Raw genomic sequence first — 17,724 nt, 5'->3', positions numbered from 1 at the left:
AGAAGGAAAATCACTTTTCCGTGCTGCCTGATATGACAATTAGAGCGGGATTGTGGATAGAATAAGGATGTAATGTTTAAAAATGCTGACACGGAGTAAATTCATGTCCGCAGCCGTTGGACATCCCAAGATCGTTTTATCACGAGTGCCAAAATATCCCCCATTTTGGACCTCGAGTACCAGACGATAGTCTCGATCTTGGGATGCCCTCCCTGCGCGCCAAAGCGGCTATCAGGATTGATTATTTCGAATATGAAAGCCTATCGCTGCACCCGGCCCGAACCGTCACCGCTCATCAATTTCTCGACTTCGCTGACGCTAACCCGGTTGAAATCGCCGAGAATCGAATGTTTCAGACAACTGCCTGCAACCGCGAATTCGAGCGACTGCTGCCGGTCATCATAAGCGTTGAGACCATAGATCAGTGCCGAGGCGAAGCTGTCACCACCACCAACGCGGTCGACAATGTCGGTGATTTCATAGTGCCGGGACAGCATGAAGCCCTTGTCCCGCGTCCGCAGGCAAGCCGACCAGCCGTTGCGATCTGCGCTGTGACTTTCGCGCAAAGTAATCGCGATCGTCGACATATCGGGATAGAGTTCGAGAACCTTTTCGGAGAGTGCTTCGTATTTCGCGGTATCGAGTTCGCCGGTTTCGACATCGACATCAACGCTGATGCCCAATGACTTCTGGCAGTCTTCTTCATTGGCGATGCCGACATCAACATATTTGACGAGCTCGCTCATGACTTCAGGCGCGGTCTTGCCATATTTCCAGAGCTTTCCGCGAAAGTTGAAATCGCATGACACCGTGACGCCAGCCTTTTTAGCGGCCTTCACGCATTCTATGCTCAGATCAGCTGCTGACTGGCTGAGCGCGGGCGTGATGCCGGTGATGTGGAGCCATTTGACGCCCGTAAAAATCTTTTGCCAGTCGAAATCACCGGGACCGCATTCACAGATGGAGGAATGGGCACGATCATAGACCACTTTGGACGGGCGCTGATTGGCACCGGCTTCGAGATAATAGATACCGACACGATCGCCAGAGCGACGGATCAGTGAAGTATCGACACCAAAACGCCGCAACTCGCCAATCGCCGATGCACCGATATCATTGTCGGGCAATGCGGTGACGAATCCGGCGGACAGGCCGTAATTGCTGAGCGCAACCGCGACATTGGCTTCGCCACCCCCAAAAGTGGCTTCAAAACTGGGTGACTGGAAAAAACGTTCATGGCCAGGCGTCTTCAGACGCAGCATGATTTCACCAAATGACAAAAAGTCCGTCATGATAATTCCTTATGGTCTTGCGGCGCTTGCGAGCGCTATGGCTTCGCGCGCCAGATTTGTGATGGCGTCATAATCGCCTGCATCGATCGCTGCTTTCGGGGTCATCCAGCTGCCTCCGCAGGCGATGACCGACGGCAAGGCAAGAAACTCGCCGAGATTATCCGCCGAGACACCGCCGGTTGGCATGAAGCGCATTTTGCGGAACACCGACGAAAGCGCCTTTAACATAGGCACCCCGCCGGCGAGCTTTGCAGGAAAGAATTTTACCGTTTCGAGACCAAGGCAATGCGCTCGCTGTACTTCACCAGCGGTCATCGTTCCTGGAAAAACCGGAAGATCATTTTCCTGACAGAAATGCACAACCGCATCGACCAGACCGGGACATACGATGAACTGCGCACCCCGGGCCGCTGCGGCCTTGGCATCGTCGACGGTTAAAATCGTCCCTGCCCCGACCACAACGCCATCGGTTTCGGCAATGATCGCGGCCATGCAATCCAGCGCGGCATCGGTTCTCAAAACGACTTCTATGACATCCAGCCCGCCCGCTTGCAGCGCCTTGGCCGTTTTGACGGCTATGGCGGGATCATCGGCCTCAATCAACGGCACGACCGGCGCGGCGCGGAATTTCGATTCCAGGATTTGCGCCATTGTTTTGCTCATATTCTATTCTTTCTCTTGAACCTGTCGCGCTTACGAGAACAGCAGGCCACCATTAATATCGATGTTCGTGCCGGTGATGAAGGATGCTTCATCCGACGCCAGATACGCAACCGCATCAGCAGTCTCTTCTGCACGACCCTGACGGCGGAGCGGGGTTGAATTGGCGACATTTTCACGCACCGCATCTTTGGTGAACTTGTCGTGGAACGTCGTCGCGATCATCCCGGGGCAGAGCGAATTGACCCGAATGCCTTTTGGTCCCAGTTCCTTGGCCAAACCGCGCGTGAAGGACATTACTGCACCCTTTGACGTCGCATAGGCCATCGCGCCCGGTCCGCCGCCATCACGACCGGCTTGAGAAGCCAGATTCACGATCGCGCCACCTTCGGGCATATAGGGTACCGCCGCTTTGCTGACCATGAAGGTCGAGGTTGCGTTGAGCTGCATGACATGGTTGAAAAATTCCTCGTCCATTTCGTCCAGCGACTTGCGCGCAACCAGTCCACCAGTGACATTGACCAGAATATCAATCTTGTCGCCAAAGGCTTCCCGCGATGCGCCGATCAATTTATCGACATCTGCCTGTTTGGTAACATCGGCCTGAACCAGAATGGCTTTGCCGCCAGCAGCTTCAATCTCAGCGACCGTTTCATCGCCCGCGTCTTTGTTGTTGCAATAGTTGACCACAACATTGGCACCCTCTGCTGCCAATTTCACGGAAATGGCGCGGCCGATGTCGCGGCTTCCGCCGGTTACGATTGCTGTTTTGCCTTTGAATTTTGTCATGATTATTCCTGTTTATTTATGGGGAAGGTTAAAAGTAAAATGCTTCATGCAGTTTTTGGTTTGAGTGGTTTGATGTCGGTGCAGAAGACGAACACGGACAATACGGTGAGAATGGCCAGACCGGCACCAACCACGAAGGCCGGTGTATAGCTGTTGACCGTGATGACCGGGATGAGGAAGTTCAGCCCGACAACCGCTAGCTTGGCTGCTGTCCCGGCAAAGCCTGCGAGCGAAGCGACCGATTTCCCGTCGTAGAAATCGCTCGGCAAAGTCTGGATATTGCCAACCGCCGTCTGGAAGCCAAAGAGGATCGCCGCCATCAGCAGAACCGCGACCAGCGGCGTTGCCGCTTGGGTGGTCATCAACAGCGACACAAGCATGATCAATCCGCCAAGGCTGATGACCGTCTTGCGAGTCTTGTTGACCGTCCAGCCCGCCTTGATCCGGTTTTGCGCGAGCAGCCCGCCGAACCATGCGCCGAACATCGCGCCAACATAAGGAACCCATGCATATTTGGCGATTTCTTCGACGCCAAAACCGTAGGTCTCAAAGAGATATAACGGAAGCCAGCCGACAAACAGCCACCAGATAGGGTCGAGAAAGAAGGATGCCATGATTACGCCCCAGCTTTCCTTGCGCGACAATATTTCGCCTGAACTCGGCGCATAGTCCGCAACTTCGTTGGTCTCGGCGTTTTTTTGTCCGGTAAGAATATATTCGCGTTCTGCAGCGGAAAGCCATGGATGGGCTTCCGGTCCGGACTTGTAGATGATCAGCCACGGCACCAGCCATAGGAAACCGAGCGCACCTACCGCGATAAAGGTTGCCTGCCACGTTCCCAGAAAGACGAATAATATGCCGATGATCGGGGCGGAGATTATCCCGCCAATGGCCGCGCCCGAATTAAAGATACCCTGAGCCAGCGCGCGTTCGTTGATCGGGAACCATTCGGCATTCGCTTTGGTCGCGCCTGGCCAGTTCCCTGCCTCGGACAAACCGAGGAAACCGCGAAAGATTGCGAAGCTTGTCAGGCCCGTTGCGACTGCATGCAACATGGTTGCAGCCGACCAGACGACAATGGAAAGCACAAAGCCAAGCCGGGTACCAATCCAGTCGAATATTTTTCCGAACAGCGTCTGACCAAATGCATAGGCAAAAGTGAAGACATTCAAGATAATCGCATAGTCGGTTTTGGTCAGGCCAAGATCTTCAGAAATCTCCGGCCACAAAAACCCGAGTGCTCCACGATCAATATAGTTGATGATCGTCGCCACAGCGACGAGGCTGACAATCGCCCAGCGAAATTTTCCAATTTTCAAAGCCCCACTCATGATTTCTCTCCCGAAACTAGAAAGTCCTGACGCGCCGGACTAAAGCTGTCGATCAGGCTGCCTGCTTCGAGGCAGGTCACGCCGTGCGGAACATTAGGTTGGATGTAGACGCTATCGCCGGGCCCGACTTTCCGTTCTTCGCCATCGACATGGGCCAGGAATAGACCGCTTTCGATATAGGTTGTCTGGCTGTGAAAATGATCGTGGATATCGCCGGCGGAACCGCTTTCAAACCACAGTCGGCAATTCATGATATCGGGGCCATAGCTGAGCATCTGCCGCTTTATGCCACCGCCCAGATCTTCAGTTTCCACGTCGGCGGAGTGAACAAAGGCACCGCTTTGTCCAGCTTTGGCATCAACCTTGTTCAATTGCCCGTCCCCCCTGATTTTATCTGGGCCGCATAACCCTTCCAGCTGATTTTCTTCCCGCCAACGGTTGCGCTGTGGCTTTTGCGGGAATCGGTGTCGTAGGAAATTGCAAATAACAATCGGGTTCCGGCAAGCGTTTCAATCGACACTATGTCTTTGCCGTTGTCCGTTTCCAGCCGCAGCGATTTTATCTGGCTGTCACTTGCAGTCGTCTGCTCTGCCGCACCGTCATAAAGGCCATGCGATTCCAGCAGGCTGGCGAAAACGGTATTTTGTGCGCCGTTGATGCGCTGGATCAACATCGGTTCACGACGCAGGTTGAAATTGGGATCGTTGGCACCGATCTCGGCGAGAATGGATTCCGCACCTTCCTGCGCGACATAGCGATAGGTATAGAAACGTCCGTCAAGCAGCCATGTCAGGAACGCATTGTCGCCCTGCGGCTTTCCGGCAGCATCGACCCAAATATGCTGGTAACCGTTTTCGGCTCCGAGAACCGGACGGCTGACAATGTTGGACTGGCTATCAAAGCCGACCCGCATGATATGCCCCTGATAATGCAAAGGGAGATCATATTGATGTGGCGCGTCCGATTTCACGCGCATGATGTCGAGCGCGACGGGTGCCGACAATCCGTCAACCGCCAACAGCGCCATCGTTCTGGTAAAGCTCGTACCGGGATAGGCACCGCTCATCGATGCAGAACTGATCTGGCTGCCGTCGGCATCGGAATAGAATAGCTGTTTGGGCGCCATCGTATCCGCAACTTTGACATTGCCGTCAAAATGGCTCTTCTCGTCAACGACCAGCGTATTGTGAGCGACGGACTGCTTTGCCCAACTCTCGTTCTCCGGCAAATACCGACCGCCTTCTTTGGCCTCAATATTCAGGAAACGCGCTGCGCCATAATCGGTGATGATCTCGTTGCCATTGTCATAATATTGCCAGCTGAGCTTATCGAAATGGCCATGGCCCATCCCTTGCGAGCTGTTTTTGGCAACCAGCGCCTGATCTTTCGGTCCGCTGCCGTTCCGCAATATCGCAACCGCACCCAGATCGCCGTCGGGACCATCGCGCAGCAATAGCGATCGGAAGGGGAAAGGCGTCGCCTTCCCGGCCGCCAGATCACGTGCTACCTTCTCGCCATTTTTGGTGAGGACGGTACGCCCCTGCCCTTCGGCTATCGAAAGAAGCGCTGGATCACCGGTTTTGGCATAGGCAATTGCAACGCCGTGATAGAGTTCGGCGGTATTGAGGCTCTTGTCCTTCATCGCATCGTTGAACGGGAAGAAATAGCCGCCATAAGTTAACTGAATCGTCGTCCGAAGCGCCTTCAGCAATATGCCGTCGCGATGCTCGAATATTTTCCGGGCCGGATCATTTTCCTCGATCGCGCCGGCAAAGATCATGAAGGGCATCAAGGCAAAGCGCTGATAATAGGGGCCTTCGGCATAATAGCCGTCGGGAGAGAAGAGTAGATCGGTCTGCCGCAAAAAGCCGGTCTTGCCGTCCTTGGCCGAACCCAGCAAAGCGCGATCCACCATATCCCGGTCGCCCAGCACATAACCGGTCATGCCGACCCCCGCCGTTGCCCAGGTCGCATGATTATGGATGAGATTGAAGGTTCTTTCCGAATCCACCGAAAGAAAATGCCCCGCACGACGAAAAACATCGTCGTCAATCCGTTTGCGGTCGGTTTCATTGAGACCGGCGCGGATCAGTTCATAGCCCTGAATGCTGTAGACCTGCCACATGGCATCATTCAGCACCTGCCAGAAAATACGTCCGGTATTCTGATTGGCCTTCGCCGGATGGTCACCCAGCGTCGGATACAGGTCGGCGTATGCCAGCAGAACATCGCGAACATAATCGGCATATTTCTGCTCGCCGGTAATCCGGTAGAGCTGCCCGCCCTCATAGATCGCCTTGTAATTGCGCTTATGCTGTTCGTGTGTATAGCCGCCGCCCGGGTCCTTGGGTGTGGGTACAACCACGCCTGCTTCCATCATCGACTCTACAAATTTCGTCGAGCGCTCGACCTCTGCGGCAAATAACGGAGCGCTATTCGTCCGGATATCTGAGGTCGCTGCGGCCAAACCGGTCAGGGAGGTGTGACCATGATCAGCCGCAGCGACAGGAGATGCCAAACCCAAAGAGCTTAAAAAGAGAAGCGACCCTCTCATTTGGATTTCGCATCGGTAAAGATATTGGCGCTCAAATCAATGCGCGGCGCGCCCGGCCACTCCAGTTCTTCGACAATTGGTGCAGGCGTTGAAATAAATTCATTGTCCGTCACCGTGACCTCGGGCGTTCCCACTGTCTGGACGATTTTTAGCGGCGCAGAATTCATGAATTTGTTGTGCGACAAATTCCCGACCTGAACTCCATGCAATTCGAGTGACGCGCCAGATGCGTTGCTCGGATCTTTACCGACATTCTCAATCGTCACACCCGTCAGCTTGAAATGAGGACCGAAAGTGCTTTCATCTCTGCCACCACGATAGATATTGGCAACCTTGCCCTGGACATTGCTGAATGTGCTGTCCGTAATATCGACATATTCTACGTTATACTGACCATAATCCTCGGTCTCGGCGGCCGCCTGTACGACCGTGCCGGATATATTGCTGAATGTACTGTTCCTGATGTCCACGCGGTCGGCCACAGTGCTTTTTCCAAGCGTGATCACGTTGAACGACTTATTCACGACCAAGTCCCGGACCGTCACATGGTCAAGTTCGATGACAAAATTCGATTGAATCGGATAGCTCGTGGTGCGGATGACTGAATTGCCCACCGAATCCGGCGCCAGATTGCCGCTAATCGTGAGATTGGCGAGCCGCAAATTCCCGCCTTGTTTTATTTCTACAAGAGAAGGGCGCGTGAAAGAGATCACCGCTTTCGCGCCGCCTGTCTTTTCTGCTGGACCGACGATGGAAATAGACTTGTCCAGCGCGATCCCCTTGTTGACGACATAAGTGCCCGACCCAAGCTGTAGCGTGTCGCCGGCTTCCGCCTGTGCATAGGCCGCCACCAGACTATCCTCCCCGGACGAAACGAAAATAGTCTTGCCGCTGCCAAATGGCCCTTCGTTCCGCGGCTTGGGATACCAGGACACACCAACTTCATCGATCGTCACTGGACTCAGATCTTTTGCAATACCGACATTTTGCGATGCCGGGTCATCAGGATAGAGCAATCCGTTGGAGTGGCGAGTCATGCCGACAGACTTGGCATTCACACCGCTTATCGGCTTTCCAACCGTACCCTTGATCAGCAAATTGTCAGAGAATGCGATCCCCGAAATATCATCATCATCGATGCTGACAAATTCACCATCGCCAGACCCGCCGATTATATTGGCCCTGAAGCTGCTGTTGATCGGAGGCGCGGACCGCTCTTCATCCGCCCCGCCAGCAAGCGTAATCCGCTTGCTGTCGACGATGGTATTGCGTTCGATGACTGCACCATCGACCTGAACATAGCGATTGACCGGCGAATTGGGCACGCCGTTCATCACGGTCAGCGCACTGGAGAAGCCCGTTCCGGACAGACCTTCCATATAATTGTTCCGGACGATTTGCTTGCGGTTTATCACCCGGATTCCGCCGGTGTGATCCTTACCGCCACCGAAAAACACGTTATTTTCGACCAGGTTTCCGTCACCGTGACGCAGCGTCAATGTACCACTGGAGTGGTAAAAAACATTCCCGCGATAAATATTGCCACCCGATTTGGAAGAAATGATTTCCACTTCGCCATCACAGCGATCGAAATAGTTGTTTTCGACCAACGTCTTGGAGTCGAACATCGAATAATGGCTGGTTCCGATACGAAGCGTCTCGCCACCATTAGAGCCCAGCACCGGCCGCGGACCAAAATAATTATGATCAATCTGGTGGCCGTTTTCACGGCTTTCCTCGCTGTCGAGCCGCACCGCAAAGGTTACCCCCTTGTTGGTCTTGCCAGAGAGATGATTATGATCGAACCGGTTGTTCTTGCCGTACATCCCGACCCAATAGTCAGACTCATAGCGATCGGGCTTGCTAAAACCATCGATAACCACCTCTGTTACCCGGCTGTTTCGGGCGACATCATCTTTCGATCGGCGGAATGAAATGACTTCGCCTGTGGGGCTGTACCCGTTCAGGAAAACCAGCCCTGTGACCAAAATATATTCGCCGCCAATCCGCAGATTGGATTGGCCGGTAATTACAACCTTTCCCGGGTCCTGGGAGATCAGCGTGATGGGCTTTGCCTTGGTTCCCTTGCCGGAAATTTTGATTTCAAAATCATGCCATCTGCCGTTGGCGAGGATGATGACGTCGCCCGCCACCAGCTTTTTCTCGGCGGTCACAAATTCCGCTTGGTTCTTGACAAAATATTGCTCTGCCTGCGCAGGCGTAGCCGCTGAAGCAACGCATATAATAGCAAGGCTAAGACCTAACCGCATTTTCCAACATCCTCACTTTTATCGTTATATTATCTGGCTATCAGGAGCGTCCAATAGAGTCAACCAATGTATATTACCAAATATAAATTCTTGTAATACCAATTGGTATGACAATAATGCGTTGCAAGAGCAATATTCACGCTGCCTGCGCGGGAACAAGAAAGCGCTCCCGGCTTTCCAATGCCCGCTGCTGCAATTCTTCCAGCTCCTGCTTTTCAGTCGCTTCGAGCATGGCGGCGAGCAACCGGCTAAAATGGGCGCGCATGGCATTCCGCGTTGCGACGGGATCATGTGCCCGCAAACCGTCGAGAATAGCGCGATGTTCCCTTGCTCGATCACCGGAATCGGATTGGCGTATCAACTCATGGAGTGGCTCAAGTTCGGGCACTTGGTCGCGCATACGCCAAAGCGCTTCTATCGTGTAAATGATGGCCGCGTTATCCGATGCTCTGGTGATCAGCGAATGAAATTGAAGATCCGCCTCGGCACCGAGGATGTCGTCGAAGGACGCCGTTTGGCTGATCAACTCCTCGAGTTTGTTCAAATCCTCATCGGTAATATTGATCGCGGCGAGCGCAGCAGCCTCTGACTCAAACAAAAGCCGAGCCTCGGTCATTTCAAAGGCATTAAATGCGGGGAGTTGCTGAACGTCATCTGGTTGGCTTTCCGCAACGTAAACACCGGAACTGGTCTTGATAACGAGCCGCCCGATCGCCTGAAGCGCGATTTCTGCGTCTCGAATGGTTACTCGACTGACGCCTAGGCGCTCCGCCAGTTCTCTTTCACTCGGCAGACGCGTTCCCGCCGGAAAACTGCCATTTTTGATTAGATCGGTTATGCGTTCTACCACTGTATGGAAAAGTCGTTTTTCGACCATTTTATCAATCCCATAATTTCGCTACACTCGACTGTCACATGATCGCCGTTGTCGTTGACCCGTAAAAAGAACATGATTCCAAATAAGACCTCAATTGAGAATTATTGGCGCGACAAGATTATGCTCTCGTCGCGCCGCCCATAGTTGGAGCCTCTAGAATTTCGCCCGCACGCCCGCAAAATAACGCGGTCCATAAACAAGATTTTGGGACAGATCGCCGACTGTCGGCCGGAAATCGGTCCTTGTCTCGCCGAAGAGGTTGAGACCTTCGAGCGTGAACCGAATATTATTGTTCAATTTGTAAGAGATACGCGCCTCGAACACGCCCGCGGCATCTGTATAACGAAGACGGCTGCCTGAATCACCGACGAACGACTGATAGTAACGGCTACGATATTTATACACCCCCTGAAGGTCGAAGCCGCCAATCTGATAGTAAAGTTGTGCCGACAATACGTGCTTCGACAGGCCAAAAATATTCGCCGGCGGGATCAGTGCTTCACTGGTAACGATGGATCCGTCGGCCTGAACTTCGCCAACGGCACCCAACAGACCATCCTGGGTTTCAAAATTGGAACTTGCGTAATTGTAGCTAAGCTTGAACCCGAGGCCATCAAGCGGCGCCGGAAGATAGCTCAACCGATGGGCCGCCGTCAGCTCGAAACCGTAGATCGTACTTGCATCACTGCTTGTTTGCTCGGTTGTAACCAAAGCTTGAAGCTGCTGACCGTCAACTTCGAATGTTTCAAACTGGCCAACAGGTTCAAATCCGCCATTGAAACTTTTGTAATAAACGCCCCCGGCAAGGATCGTATCCTTGTTGGGATACCATTCCAGCGCGGCATCGAAATTCCAGGACAGCAATGGCGATAAAAAGGGGTTGCCGCTGGCCGATGCAGAGCCAATAATCTCTGAAATCGATGTTGCATCCGTATCGTTCGTTGCACTGAAAGTCCGGCCGTAGCCCAGACTGGATGGGTCGGGCCGGGAGAGCGCACGGAACACAGCAAATCTTGCCTGCATATCCGGTCTGACGTCCGCAACCAGGTTCAAGCTTGGTAGATATTCCGTATAAGAACTGCTCGCGCTTATGGGGACGAGTGGCTGACTATCGTCCTGGGCAAGACTAAACCCTCCACCTACCAGCGGCGTGGCCGTCAATGCACCTCTGAAGCCGTTCGAAAGCACTTTGGTTCTTACCGCACGCAATCCCAGATTGCCGCGAATGGGCAGCGCACCTAAGTCTCCTTCAAAATTGGCCTGAAGATAGCCGGCCCAGCTCTTCTCGTTCACGTCATTATTCGCGATCGCATCAAAATTGCCGTCGGGATAAATAGGGACGCCGTTGTCGTCGAAAGCGATCCCCTTCGGATCATTCGCTTCCAGCGTTTGCGCAAGACACAGCGCGTCGAACGACGCATAGCTGTTGGTCGTACTGATGACGTTGCCGGCCGCATCCACATTGGTAATCAGCGGATTACCCCCGGATACCGACGACAGGAAGTTCGTTTCCGGAAAAGCCGTGCGACAGGCCTGATTCGCTATCGATAGGGCAGCGTTACTATATACTACTTCCGTTCGGCTGGTCCCGACCACCCCACCCGGAACGCTCTGATATTTAAGCTCCTGAAAGCGAACTCCACCTTGAACCGAGGTTACGAAACCTTCCATTTCATATTCAAAATCTCCACGCGCGCCAAATATGCTATTGTAGCGATCCTGCGAAAGCGAATAGCGCGTTCGCGCATTGTCGCTGAACAGGTCATAATTGTTCACGTCGAATTGCCGCACTATTGTATTGAAGGTTTGCGAGCCATTTTGGCCGATCAGATAGGCGGTTTCAATACGGTTGTTCGAGGTGGTTCCATCGCTTTCCCGTGATTGCGGATATTGTCCCCCTACACCAAAAATATCTGTCCGGTTCTGGATTCGCATGCGAACCTGGGTAGATTGCTCGGTCCGCTGCGTCTGCGAATAGGAGAAATCTCCGGATAATTTCAGTCGGTCCGTCGCCTGCACGTCAATCGACAGCCCGCCTCCGTAATATTTTTCGGAACGTTCCGCATATTCACTATTGGTCTCGATATTTGTCTCGCCGGTGAATTGACGCAGAGCGCCATTCTCGCCGACAATTAACGGATAGTCCAATGCATTGGAGTCACCCAGGCCGTCGATACGACGCCCTTCGGAAAAAACCAGATCGTTGCGATTTTCCCGGAAAAGGCGGTTCGAATATTGGAAATCCATATTGATGTCGACATCGGGCGAGGGCTTTATCTGCACTGCCGCAAATAACGAATCGCGCGTATCGTCGGTTATATTCTGACGATAGGTATAGCTGTTGCGCGCGACAACGAAGGGCTCCGTTCCGGCAGTATCCGGCCTAGGCGTGTCACAATTGTTATCGTCAAAGACGCCAACGGTCGTGCTGGCTGGAACATTGCGACAATAATTCGCGGTATCGCTGACCCGGGCCTCCTGCTCGGGGTTGGTTGATTCACTGCGAGAATAACCAAGGGATATACCAACTTCCCCGTCGCCGACGTTAAACTGGTCAATATAGCTGACGGTACCGCGATAGCCGAAATCCTGAAAACGCTGGTCTTTGGCGATATCAAAATTCTGGGGATTATAGTTCAATTTGAACTCGCCCTGGATCTGTCGCTTGCCATAATCGACCGGCCTGATCGTATCGAGCGAAATCTGCCCGGCTACGCCGCCTTCAATCATGCTCGCCGACTGGCTTTTATAGATCGCCACCTTGTTGAAAAGCTCGGACGGGAACATGCTGAAGTTCACCGAACGGTCGCCGCTGCCATTCGCAGCCGAGCGGTCATTGATGACGGTCGATCCCAGGAACGGCCCGAGACCACGGATAGAGATTTCAGTTGCACCGCCCTGTTCACGGTGGGAGGCTGCGCCGGTCAAAGTCTCAAGCGCTTCACCAATGGACAACGCTGGGAGATCACCAATCTCGTCGGCCGAAAGCGCATCCACAATCTCGGTCTCTACTCTTTTGGTTTCAATCGAGTCCTGCATGGTTGCGCGGATGCCGCTAACGACAATGGCATTACCATCTTCAGTGACATTGTCATTACGGGCCGCCTGATCTTGCGCCAACGCCGGTAAAGCCGTTAACGTCAAAGCCGTGCTGGCCAGTAACATTGCTGAAAATTTCGTGCGCGACGGTCCTCCGAGGACCACCTTCTTTTCCCGATTCATAGCATACTCTCCCATAAGTATTGCACCCAGAATCCTGCCAATTTTGATTGGCTAAGATCATGAAGATGATGCGAGACCGAGCAGCAGTTTGGCTACGGTGACCGCATGTTCAGTTTAAATTTTTAAAGAATAAAATGGTTCGTCGACCGGAGCTGAAGAAGCCGACTTTGCTACATAAGATTATAAAGAAGAGCCCCGAAAATTTTTCCCAGTGTTCCTTACATAGTGGTTGCAAGGACCGCCTATCAGGAGTCGAAAATCCAGTCAACCAATTTTCGTCACCAAAGAGTGACTTAATTCATACCAATTGGTAGTACAGACATCGGGGAAAATTTGGGCTTAGTTTAATTTGGCCGGAGTCAGAAACCGTTGCCGGCTTTCCGAAGCGCGTTGATGCACCTCGGCCAGCGCCTGCTTCTCAGTCGCATCGAGCATGGCCTCGATCAATCGATTGAAATGCTCGCGCATTGCATTTCTGGCAGCGTCGGAATCACGCGCCAGCAAAGCATCGCAAATTTCCTGATGTTCTTTGGCGCGGTAAGACGCATCTGTCTCGCAGACCGATTCATAGGTGGCCTTAACATCAGGCAATTCCTCCCTCATTCGCCAGAGGGACTCAATGGTATAGACGATCGCCGCGTTGCCCGATGCCTTGGCAATCAGCACATGAAATTGCTGATCGGCATCTGTAGAAATGGCTTCGTCGGGGGAAGCCATCTGGTCGATCAGCTCCTCCAGTTTCAGCAATTGCTCATCCGAGATATTACGGGCCGCCAGCGCAGCTGCTTCCGATTCAAACAAGGAGCGCGCTTCTGTCAGTTCAAACGCACTGACTTCCGGAAGGAGGGCGTCGTTACCGGGCTGCTCTTCGCAAACATAGACGCCGGATCCCGTCTTGATTTCAATGCGTCCGATGGCCTGGAGCGCAATTTCCGCTTCCCTTATCGTCACCCGGCTCACGCCAAAGCGCTCCGCGAGCTCGCGCTCACCGGGCAGCCGCGTACCTGTTGGGAAAACACCGTCTTTTATAAGACCACTAATCTGCTCGGCCACAGAATGGAAAAGCCGCTTTTCAACCATATTCCAACCCATCCTATTGAATTACTATGCTTATCGCCAAACTCTCTTACCGCAGGTCTATACCAATTTCTAGTCGTACTATTAACTTGGTCCAATCCGGGAATATCGGCGCAGCGGGTTCAAGCTCCCACTGCGCCAACCCCCTGTTGGAGCCTAGAATTTAAACTTCACGCCAGCGAAATAGCGAGGTCCATATACTTGCGCCGCACCGAAGTCTTCCAACGTCCCGCGAGAATTGATCCGCGGTTCGTTAAAAAGGTTGATGCCTTCGATAGTGAATTTGATATTTTTCGTCAGCTCGTATGAAATGCGTGCTTCGAATACGCCCGTATCCTGCACATAGCGGACACGACCAGGAGTGGCGATAAACTGCTGAAAGTAGCTGCTACGATATTTGTAGACGCCCTGGAAATCAAAACCGCCGATTTGATAGTAGAGCTGCGCGGAAAGAACATGCTTTGATAATCCGAAGATTTCCGCTGGCGGGATAAGCGCTTCAACGGCCTGAAGCGTTCCATCCAACTGTACACTGCTAAACGCACCGAGCGTGTCATCCTGAAATTCAAAATTCGAGCTCGCAAAATTGTAGCTCAGCTTGAACCCAAGACCATCCAGTGGTTTCGGCAAATAGCTGAAACGATGCGCCACCGTTGCTTCAAAGCCGAAGATCGTGCTATTTTTCCCGGTAGTGTTGGACGTGCTCACCACGGTACTAATCGGCTGACCATCGACGATGAAGGTTTCGGTCACGCCCAGAGTATCAAAGCCGCCATTGAAACTTTTATAATATACGCCACCGGCAAGAATCGTATCCGCATCCGGATACCATTCCAATGCGGCATCAAAATTCCACGATAGCAGCGGTTGAGTGTTTGGATTTCCGTTCGCGGTAACCACGCCCAGCGCTTCGATCACCGACGTGGCATCATCATCATTATTGGCGGCGGCGAAAGACCGTCCATAGCCCAAGCTTGATGGATCAGGGCGGGATAAAGCCCTGAATATTGCAAAACGGGCCTGTATCTTGGGCGCGACATCCGCCACGAAGTTGAAGCTCGGCAAAAATTCTGTGTAACTGTTATTCACCGTGTCCGAGACGAAATTGGCCTGATCTTCCGATAGCGTGACCACACCAGTGACAGGATCCACATTCGACGTCAGCGTGGTGCGAAGGCCAATGGAATTGACCTTGGTTTTAACGACACGAAGACCCAAATTACCGCGAACCGGGACCGCTCCAAAATCTCCATTGAAATTGGCCTGGATATATCCCGCCCAGGTCTTCTCGCCGACATTGGTATTTTGTACCGAATCAGAATTTCCGTCGGGATAGACCGGGACACCATTCTCGTCGAAAGTGATGCCTTGTGGATCCAGGCCCTCCATTGTCTGGGCCAGACAAAGCGCATCGAACGTAGCAAATGTATTCGTAGTGCTGATAACATTCCCACTGGCATCGACGTTGGTTATCAGAGGATTGCCGCCCGATACCGAATCCAGAAATCCACTTTCGGGGAATGCCGTACGGCAAGCCTGATTGGCCGCAGCCAGAGCTGTATCACTATAGGTCACTTCAACACGATTAGGACCGGAAGCGCCCGGAACATCGCGATATTCCAGTTCCTGGTAACGAATACCGCCCTGGATTGATGACAAAAGGCCATCCATTTCATATTCGAAATCACCACGCGCAGCGAAGATGCTATTGGTTCGCTTCTGTTCAAGGTCATATCGCGTCCGTGCGTTGTCCTGGAACAAGTCATAATTGTTGACGTCAAAATTCTGCACGAACAGATTGAAAATTTCGGAGCCATTCTGACGGACCAAATAGGCGGTTTCGACCTTATCGTTTTGATTACTTCCATCGCTTTCGACGGCCAGGTCATAAAGTCCACCATTGCCATCGAAATCTTCCTGGTTTTCGATACGCATGCGGACTTGAACCGCTTCCTCAACCCGCTTCGTTTCCGAATATGAAAAATCGGTCGACAATTTCAGACGGTCTGTCGCCTGGACATCGATCGCCAAACCACCGCCGTAATAGTCTTCGTTGCGCTCAAGATATTCACTATTTGTCTCGACGCGGGTTTCATTGGTGAACTGCTGCAGCTCCCCGTTGGGGCCGACGATCAAGTCAAACGGCAGGTGATTTATATCACCGACGCCATCAACGCGGCGCCCTTCGGCGAAGTTGAGATCGTTGCGACGTTCCTTAAATAGTCGCTTGGAATATTGAAAATCCATATTGATATCGACATCGGGAGTCGGCTTGATCTGGACAGCGCCAAAAAAGGAATCACGCACATCATCGGTAATATTCTGACGATAAGCATAGCTGTTCCGGCCGATGACAAAATCTTCCGTCCCTGCGGTATCTGGCCGGGTCGAATTGCAATTGCCATCATCGAAAACACCGCTGCTAGTGTCTGTGGGGTCATTCTTACAATAGTTCAACGTGTTGCTGACATTGGCTTCCTGCTCGGGATTGCTCGTCACGTTGCGCGAATAGCCAAGGGAAATGCCGACTTCGCCGTCACCAACGTTGAATTGATCAATATAGCTGAGGGTTCCGCGATAGCCGAATTTCCGAAAGCGTTGGTCGGAATCGATATCCAGATTATCCGGGTTCATGTTGATCTTGAAATCACCCTGGATACGGCGTTTGCCATAATCGATTGGTCGCACTGTTTCGAGCGTGATCTGCCCGGCAACACCGCCTTCGATCAAGCTTGCCGATTGGGTTTTATAAATCCCGACCTTGTTGAACAACTCGGATGGAAACTGGCTGAAATTGACCGAGCGATCGCCACTGCCGTTTGACGCTGAACGGCCATTGATCACCGTCGACCCAAGATACGGCCCGAGACCACGAATGGAAATCTCTGATGCCCCGCCCTGCTCGCGGTGGGAAGCGGCTCCGGTTAGCGTCTCCAGCGCTTCACCAATAGACAAAGCCGGAAGCTCGCCAATTTCGTCGGCGGAAAGTGCGTCCACGATCTCGGTAGAATCTCGTTTGGTTTCGATTGAATCCTGAATGGTTGCCCGGATACCGGTCACAATGATGGCAGTGTCGTCTGGAGCAGCCGCCTCGACTTGCGCGATGGCTGGCGTTGCCACCAGCGCCATCGCTGTACTGCCCAAAAGTAATGCTGAGAAGCGCCTGTTCGCCGAAACACCGCGCACAGTTCTGCTTGCCTTTTCCATTCGATCTTCTCCCCTATGTTTAAGCTATTGTTTTGCTTATTGGGGATAAGATGGACGATGGCCGACCTTATTGTCAACCATTAAAGTATACCAATTATAATATTGATGTCATACCGTTAGCGTAAGTTTGGTTATAACAATGGTTTACCAATACTTTAGTCATACCGGACGCCCAATAAAAATGGCGCAGCGGGTTCAAGCTCCCGCTGCGCCAAATCCCTTTTCAGGGTCCTGCAAAACCGGCGATTGTCAGCCGATTAATTCAAAAACATCTACCGTGGTACAATACGCCACATGCAAGAGCCTCGCTCCGGCTATCGAGCTAAAACGCTGGAGTTTTCCGGCAATCACCTGAGCTAGATGATCGCGATAGTCGGTGCGACTTTTCCCTAGAACTTGATGCTTGCACCAAAGGTGAGCCTGCGGTCAGGCAAGCCCTGGAAAC

11 protein-coding genes are annotated in these 17,724 nt (G+C 52.7%); all 11 read right to left on the bottom strand.

What is annotated here, in order from left to right; translation table 11 throughout:
* Nucleotides 1-260 precede the first annotated feature (260 nt).
* The 11 genes from AAC060_RS12455 to AAC060_RS12405 all read right to left on the bottom strand — a co-directional run bounded on the left by AAC060_RS12455 (nt 261) and on the right by AAC060_RS12405 (nt 17,279).
* On the bottom strand, nt 261-1,292 hold the full coding sequence (locus tag AAC060_RS12455) for a sugar kinase (protein ID WP_339826700.1): 1,032 nt from the start codon (nt 1,290-1,292) through the stop codon (nt 261-263).
* A 9-nt stretch (nt 1,293-1,301) separates the two neighbouring features.
* A complete protein-coding gene (gene eda, locus AAC060_RS12450; protein WP_339826698.1) occupies nt 1,302-1,955 on the bottom strand; it encodes a bifunctional 4-hydroxy-2-oxoglutarate aldolase/2-dehydro-3-deoxy-phosphogluconate aldolase in 654 nt (217 codons plus the stop codon).
* 30 nt (nt 1,956-1,985) lie between these two features.
* Nucleotides 1,986-2,741: a 3-oxoacyl-ACP reductase family protein gene (locus AAC060_RS12445; protein WP_339826696.1), complete on the bottom strand. Its 756-nt coding sequence runs from the start codon at nt 2,739-2,741 to the stop codon at nt 1,986-1,988.
* A gap of 44 nt (nt 2,742-2,785) precedes the next feature.
* Nucleotides 2,786-4,072, bottom strand: coding sequence for an MFS transporter (locus AAC060_RS12440; protein WP_339826694.1), 1,287 nt, complete (start codon nt 4,070-4,072; stop codon nt 2,786-2,788).
* On the bottom strand, nt 4,069-4,443 hold the full coding sequence (locus AAC060_RS12435) for a cupin domain-containing protein (RefSeq protein ID WP_339826692.1): 375 nt from the start codon (nt 4,441-4,443) through the stop codon (nt 4,069-4,071). Before AAC060_RS12435 ends, AAC060_RS12440 begins: the two co-directional genes overlap by 4 nt.
* Nucleotides 4,440-6,590: a heparinase II/III family protein gene (locus AAC060_RS12430; protein ID WP_339826690.1), complete on the bottom strand. Its 2,151-nt coding sequence runs from the start codon at nt 6,588-6,590 to the stop codon at nt 4,440-4,442. The genes AAC060_RS12435 and AAC060_RS12430 overlap by 4 nt, the downstream gene beginning before the upstream one ends.
* A 32-nt stretch (nt 6,591-6,622) precedes the next feature.
* Nucleotides 6,623-8,896, bottom strand: a complete 2,274-nt coding sequence (locus AAC060_RS12425) for a polysaccharide lyase 6 family protein (protein ID WP_339826688.1) — start codon at nt 8,894-8,896, stop codon at nt 6,623-6,625.
* Between the two features lie 136 nt (nt 8,897-9,032).
* The gene (locus tag AAC060_RS12420) at nt 9,033-9,773 is read right to left on the bottom strand and encodes a FadR/GntR family transcriptional regulator (RefSeq protein WP_339826686.1); all 741 of its coding nucleotides are present in this window, start codon (nt 9,771-9,773) and stop codon (nt 9,033-9,035) included.
* Between the two features lie 153 nt (nt 9,774-9,926).
* Nucleotides 9,927-12,995, bottom strand: a complete 3,069-nt coding sequence (locus AAC060_RS12415; RefSeq protein WP_339826684.1) for a TonB-dependent receptor — start codon at nt 12,993-12,995, stop codon at nt 9,927-9,929.
* A 339-nt stretch (nt 12,996-13,334) separates the two neighbouring features.
* A complete protein-coding gene (locus AAC060_RS12410; RefSeq protein ID WP_339826682.1) occupies nt 13,335-14,075 on the bottom strand; it encodes a FadR/GntR family transcriptional regulator in 741 nt (246 codons plus the stop codon).
* 153 nt (nt 14,076-14,228) lie between these two features.
* On the bottom strand, nt 14,229-17,279 hold the full coding sequence (locus AAC060_RS12405) for a TonB-dependent receptor (protein WP_339826680.1): 3,051 nt from the start codon (nt 17,277-17,279) through the stop codon (nt 14,229-14,231).
* Between the last annotated feature and the right edge of the window lie 445 nt (nt 17,280-17,724).

This window comes from uncultured Parasphingorhabdus sp. (genome assembly GCF_963975555.1).
GTDB lineage: Bacteria > Pseudomonadota > Alphaproteobacteria > Sphingomonadales > Sphingomonadaceae > Parasphingorhabdus.
The sequence above is the reverse complement of the archived record's forward strand: the minus strand, read 5'-3'. Positions and strand labels throughout refer to the sequence as shown.

What these genes read in the sequence shown, in the direction of transcription:
- AAC060_RS12455 (WP_339826700.1), bottom strand. Translation starts at nt 1,292, where the DNA reads ATGACGGACTTTTTGTCATTTGGTGAAATCATGCTGCGTCTGAAGACG.
- eda (WP_339826698.1), bottom strand. Translation starts at nt 1,955, where the DNA reads ATGAGCAAAACAATGGCGCAAATCCTGGAATCGAAATTCCGCGCCGCG.
- AAC060_RS12445 (WP_339826696.1), bottom strand. Translation starts at nt 2,741, where the DNA reads ATGACAAAATTCAAAGGCAAAACAGCAATCGTAACCGGCGGAAGCCGC.
- AAC060_RS12440 (WP_339826694.1), bottom strand. Translation starts at nt 4,072, where the DNA reads ATGAGTGGGGCTTTGAAAATTGGAAAATTTCGCTGGGCGATTGTCAGC.
- AAC060_RS12425 (WP_339826688.1), bottom strand. Translation starts at nt 8,896, where the DNA reads ATGCGGTTAGGTCTTAGCCTTGCTATTATATGCGTTGCTTCAGCGGCT.
- AAC060_RS12420 (WP_339826686.1), bottom strand. Translation starts at nt 9,773, where the DNA reads ATGGTCGAAAAACGACTTTTCCATACAGTGGTAGAACGCATAACCGAT.
- AAC060_RS12415 (WP_339826684.1), bottom strand. Translation starts at nt 12,995, where the DNA reads ATGAATCGGGAAAAGAAGGTGGTCCTCGGAGGACCGTCGCGCACGAAA.
- AAC060_RS12410 (WP_339826682.1), bottom strand. Translation starts at nt 14,075, where the DNA reads ATGGTTGAAAAGCGGCTTTTCCATTCTGTGGCCGAGCAGATTAGTGGT.
- AAC060_RS12405 (WP_339826680.1), bottom strand. Translation starts at nt 17,279, where the DNA reads ATGGAAAAGGCAAGCAGAACTGTGCGCGGTGTTTCGGCGAACAGGCGC.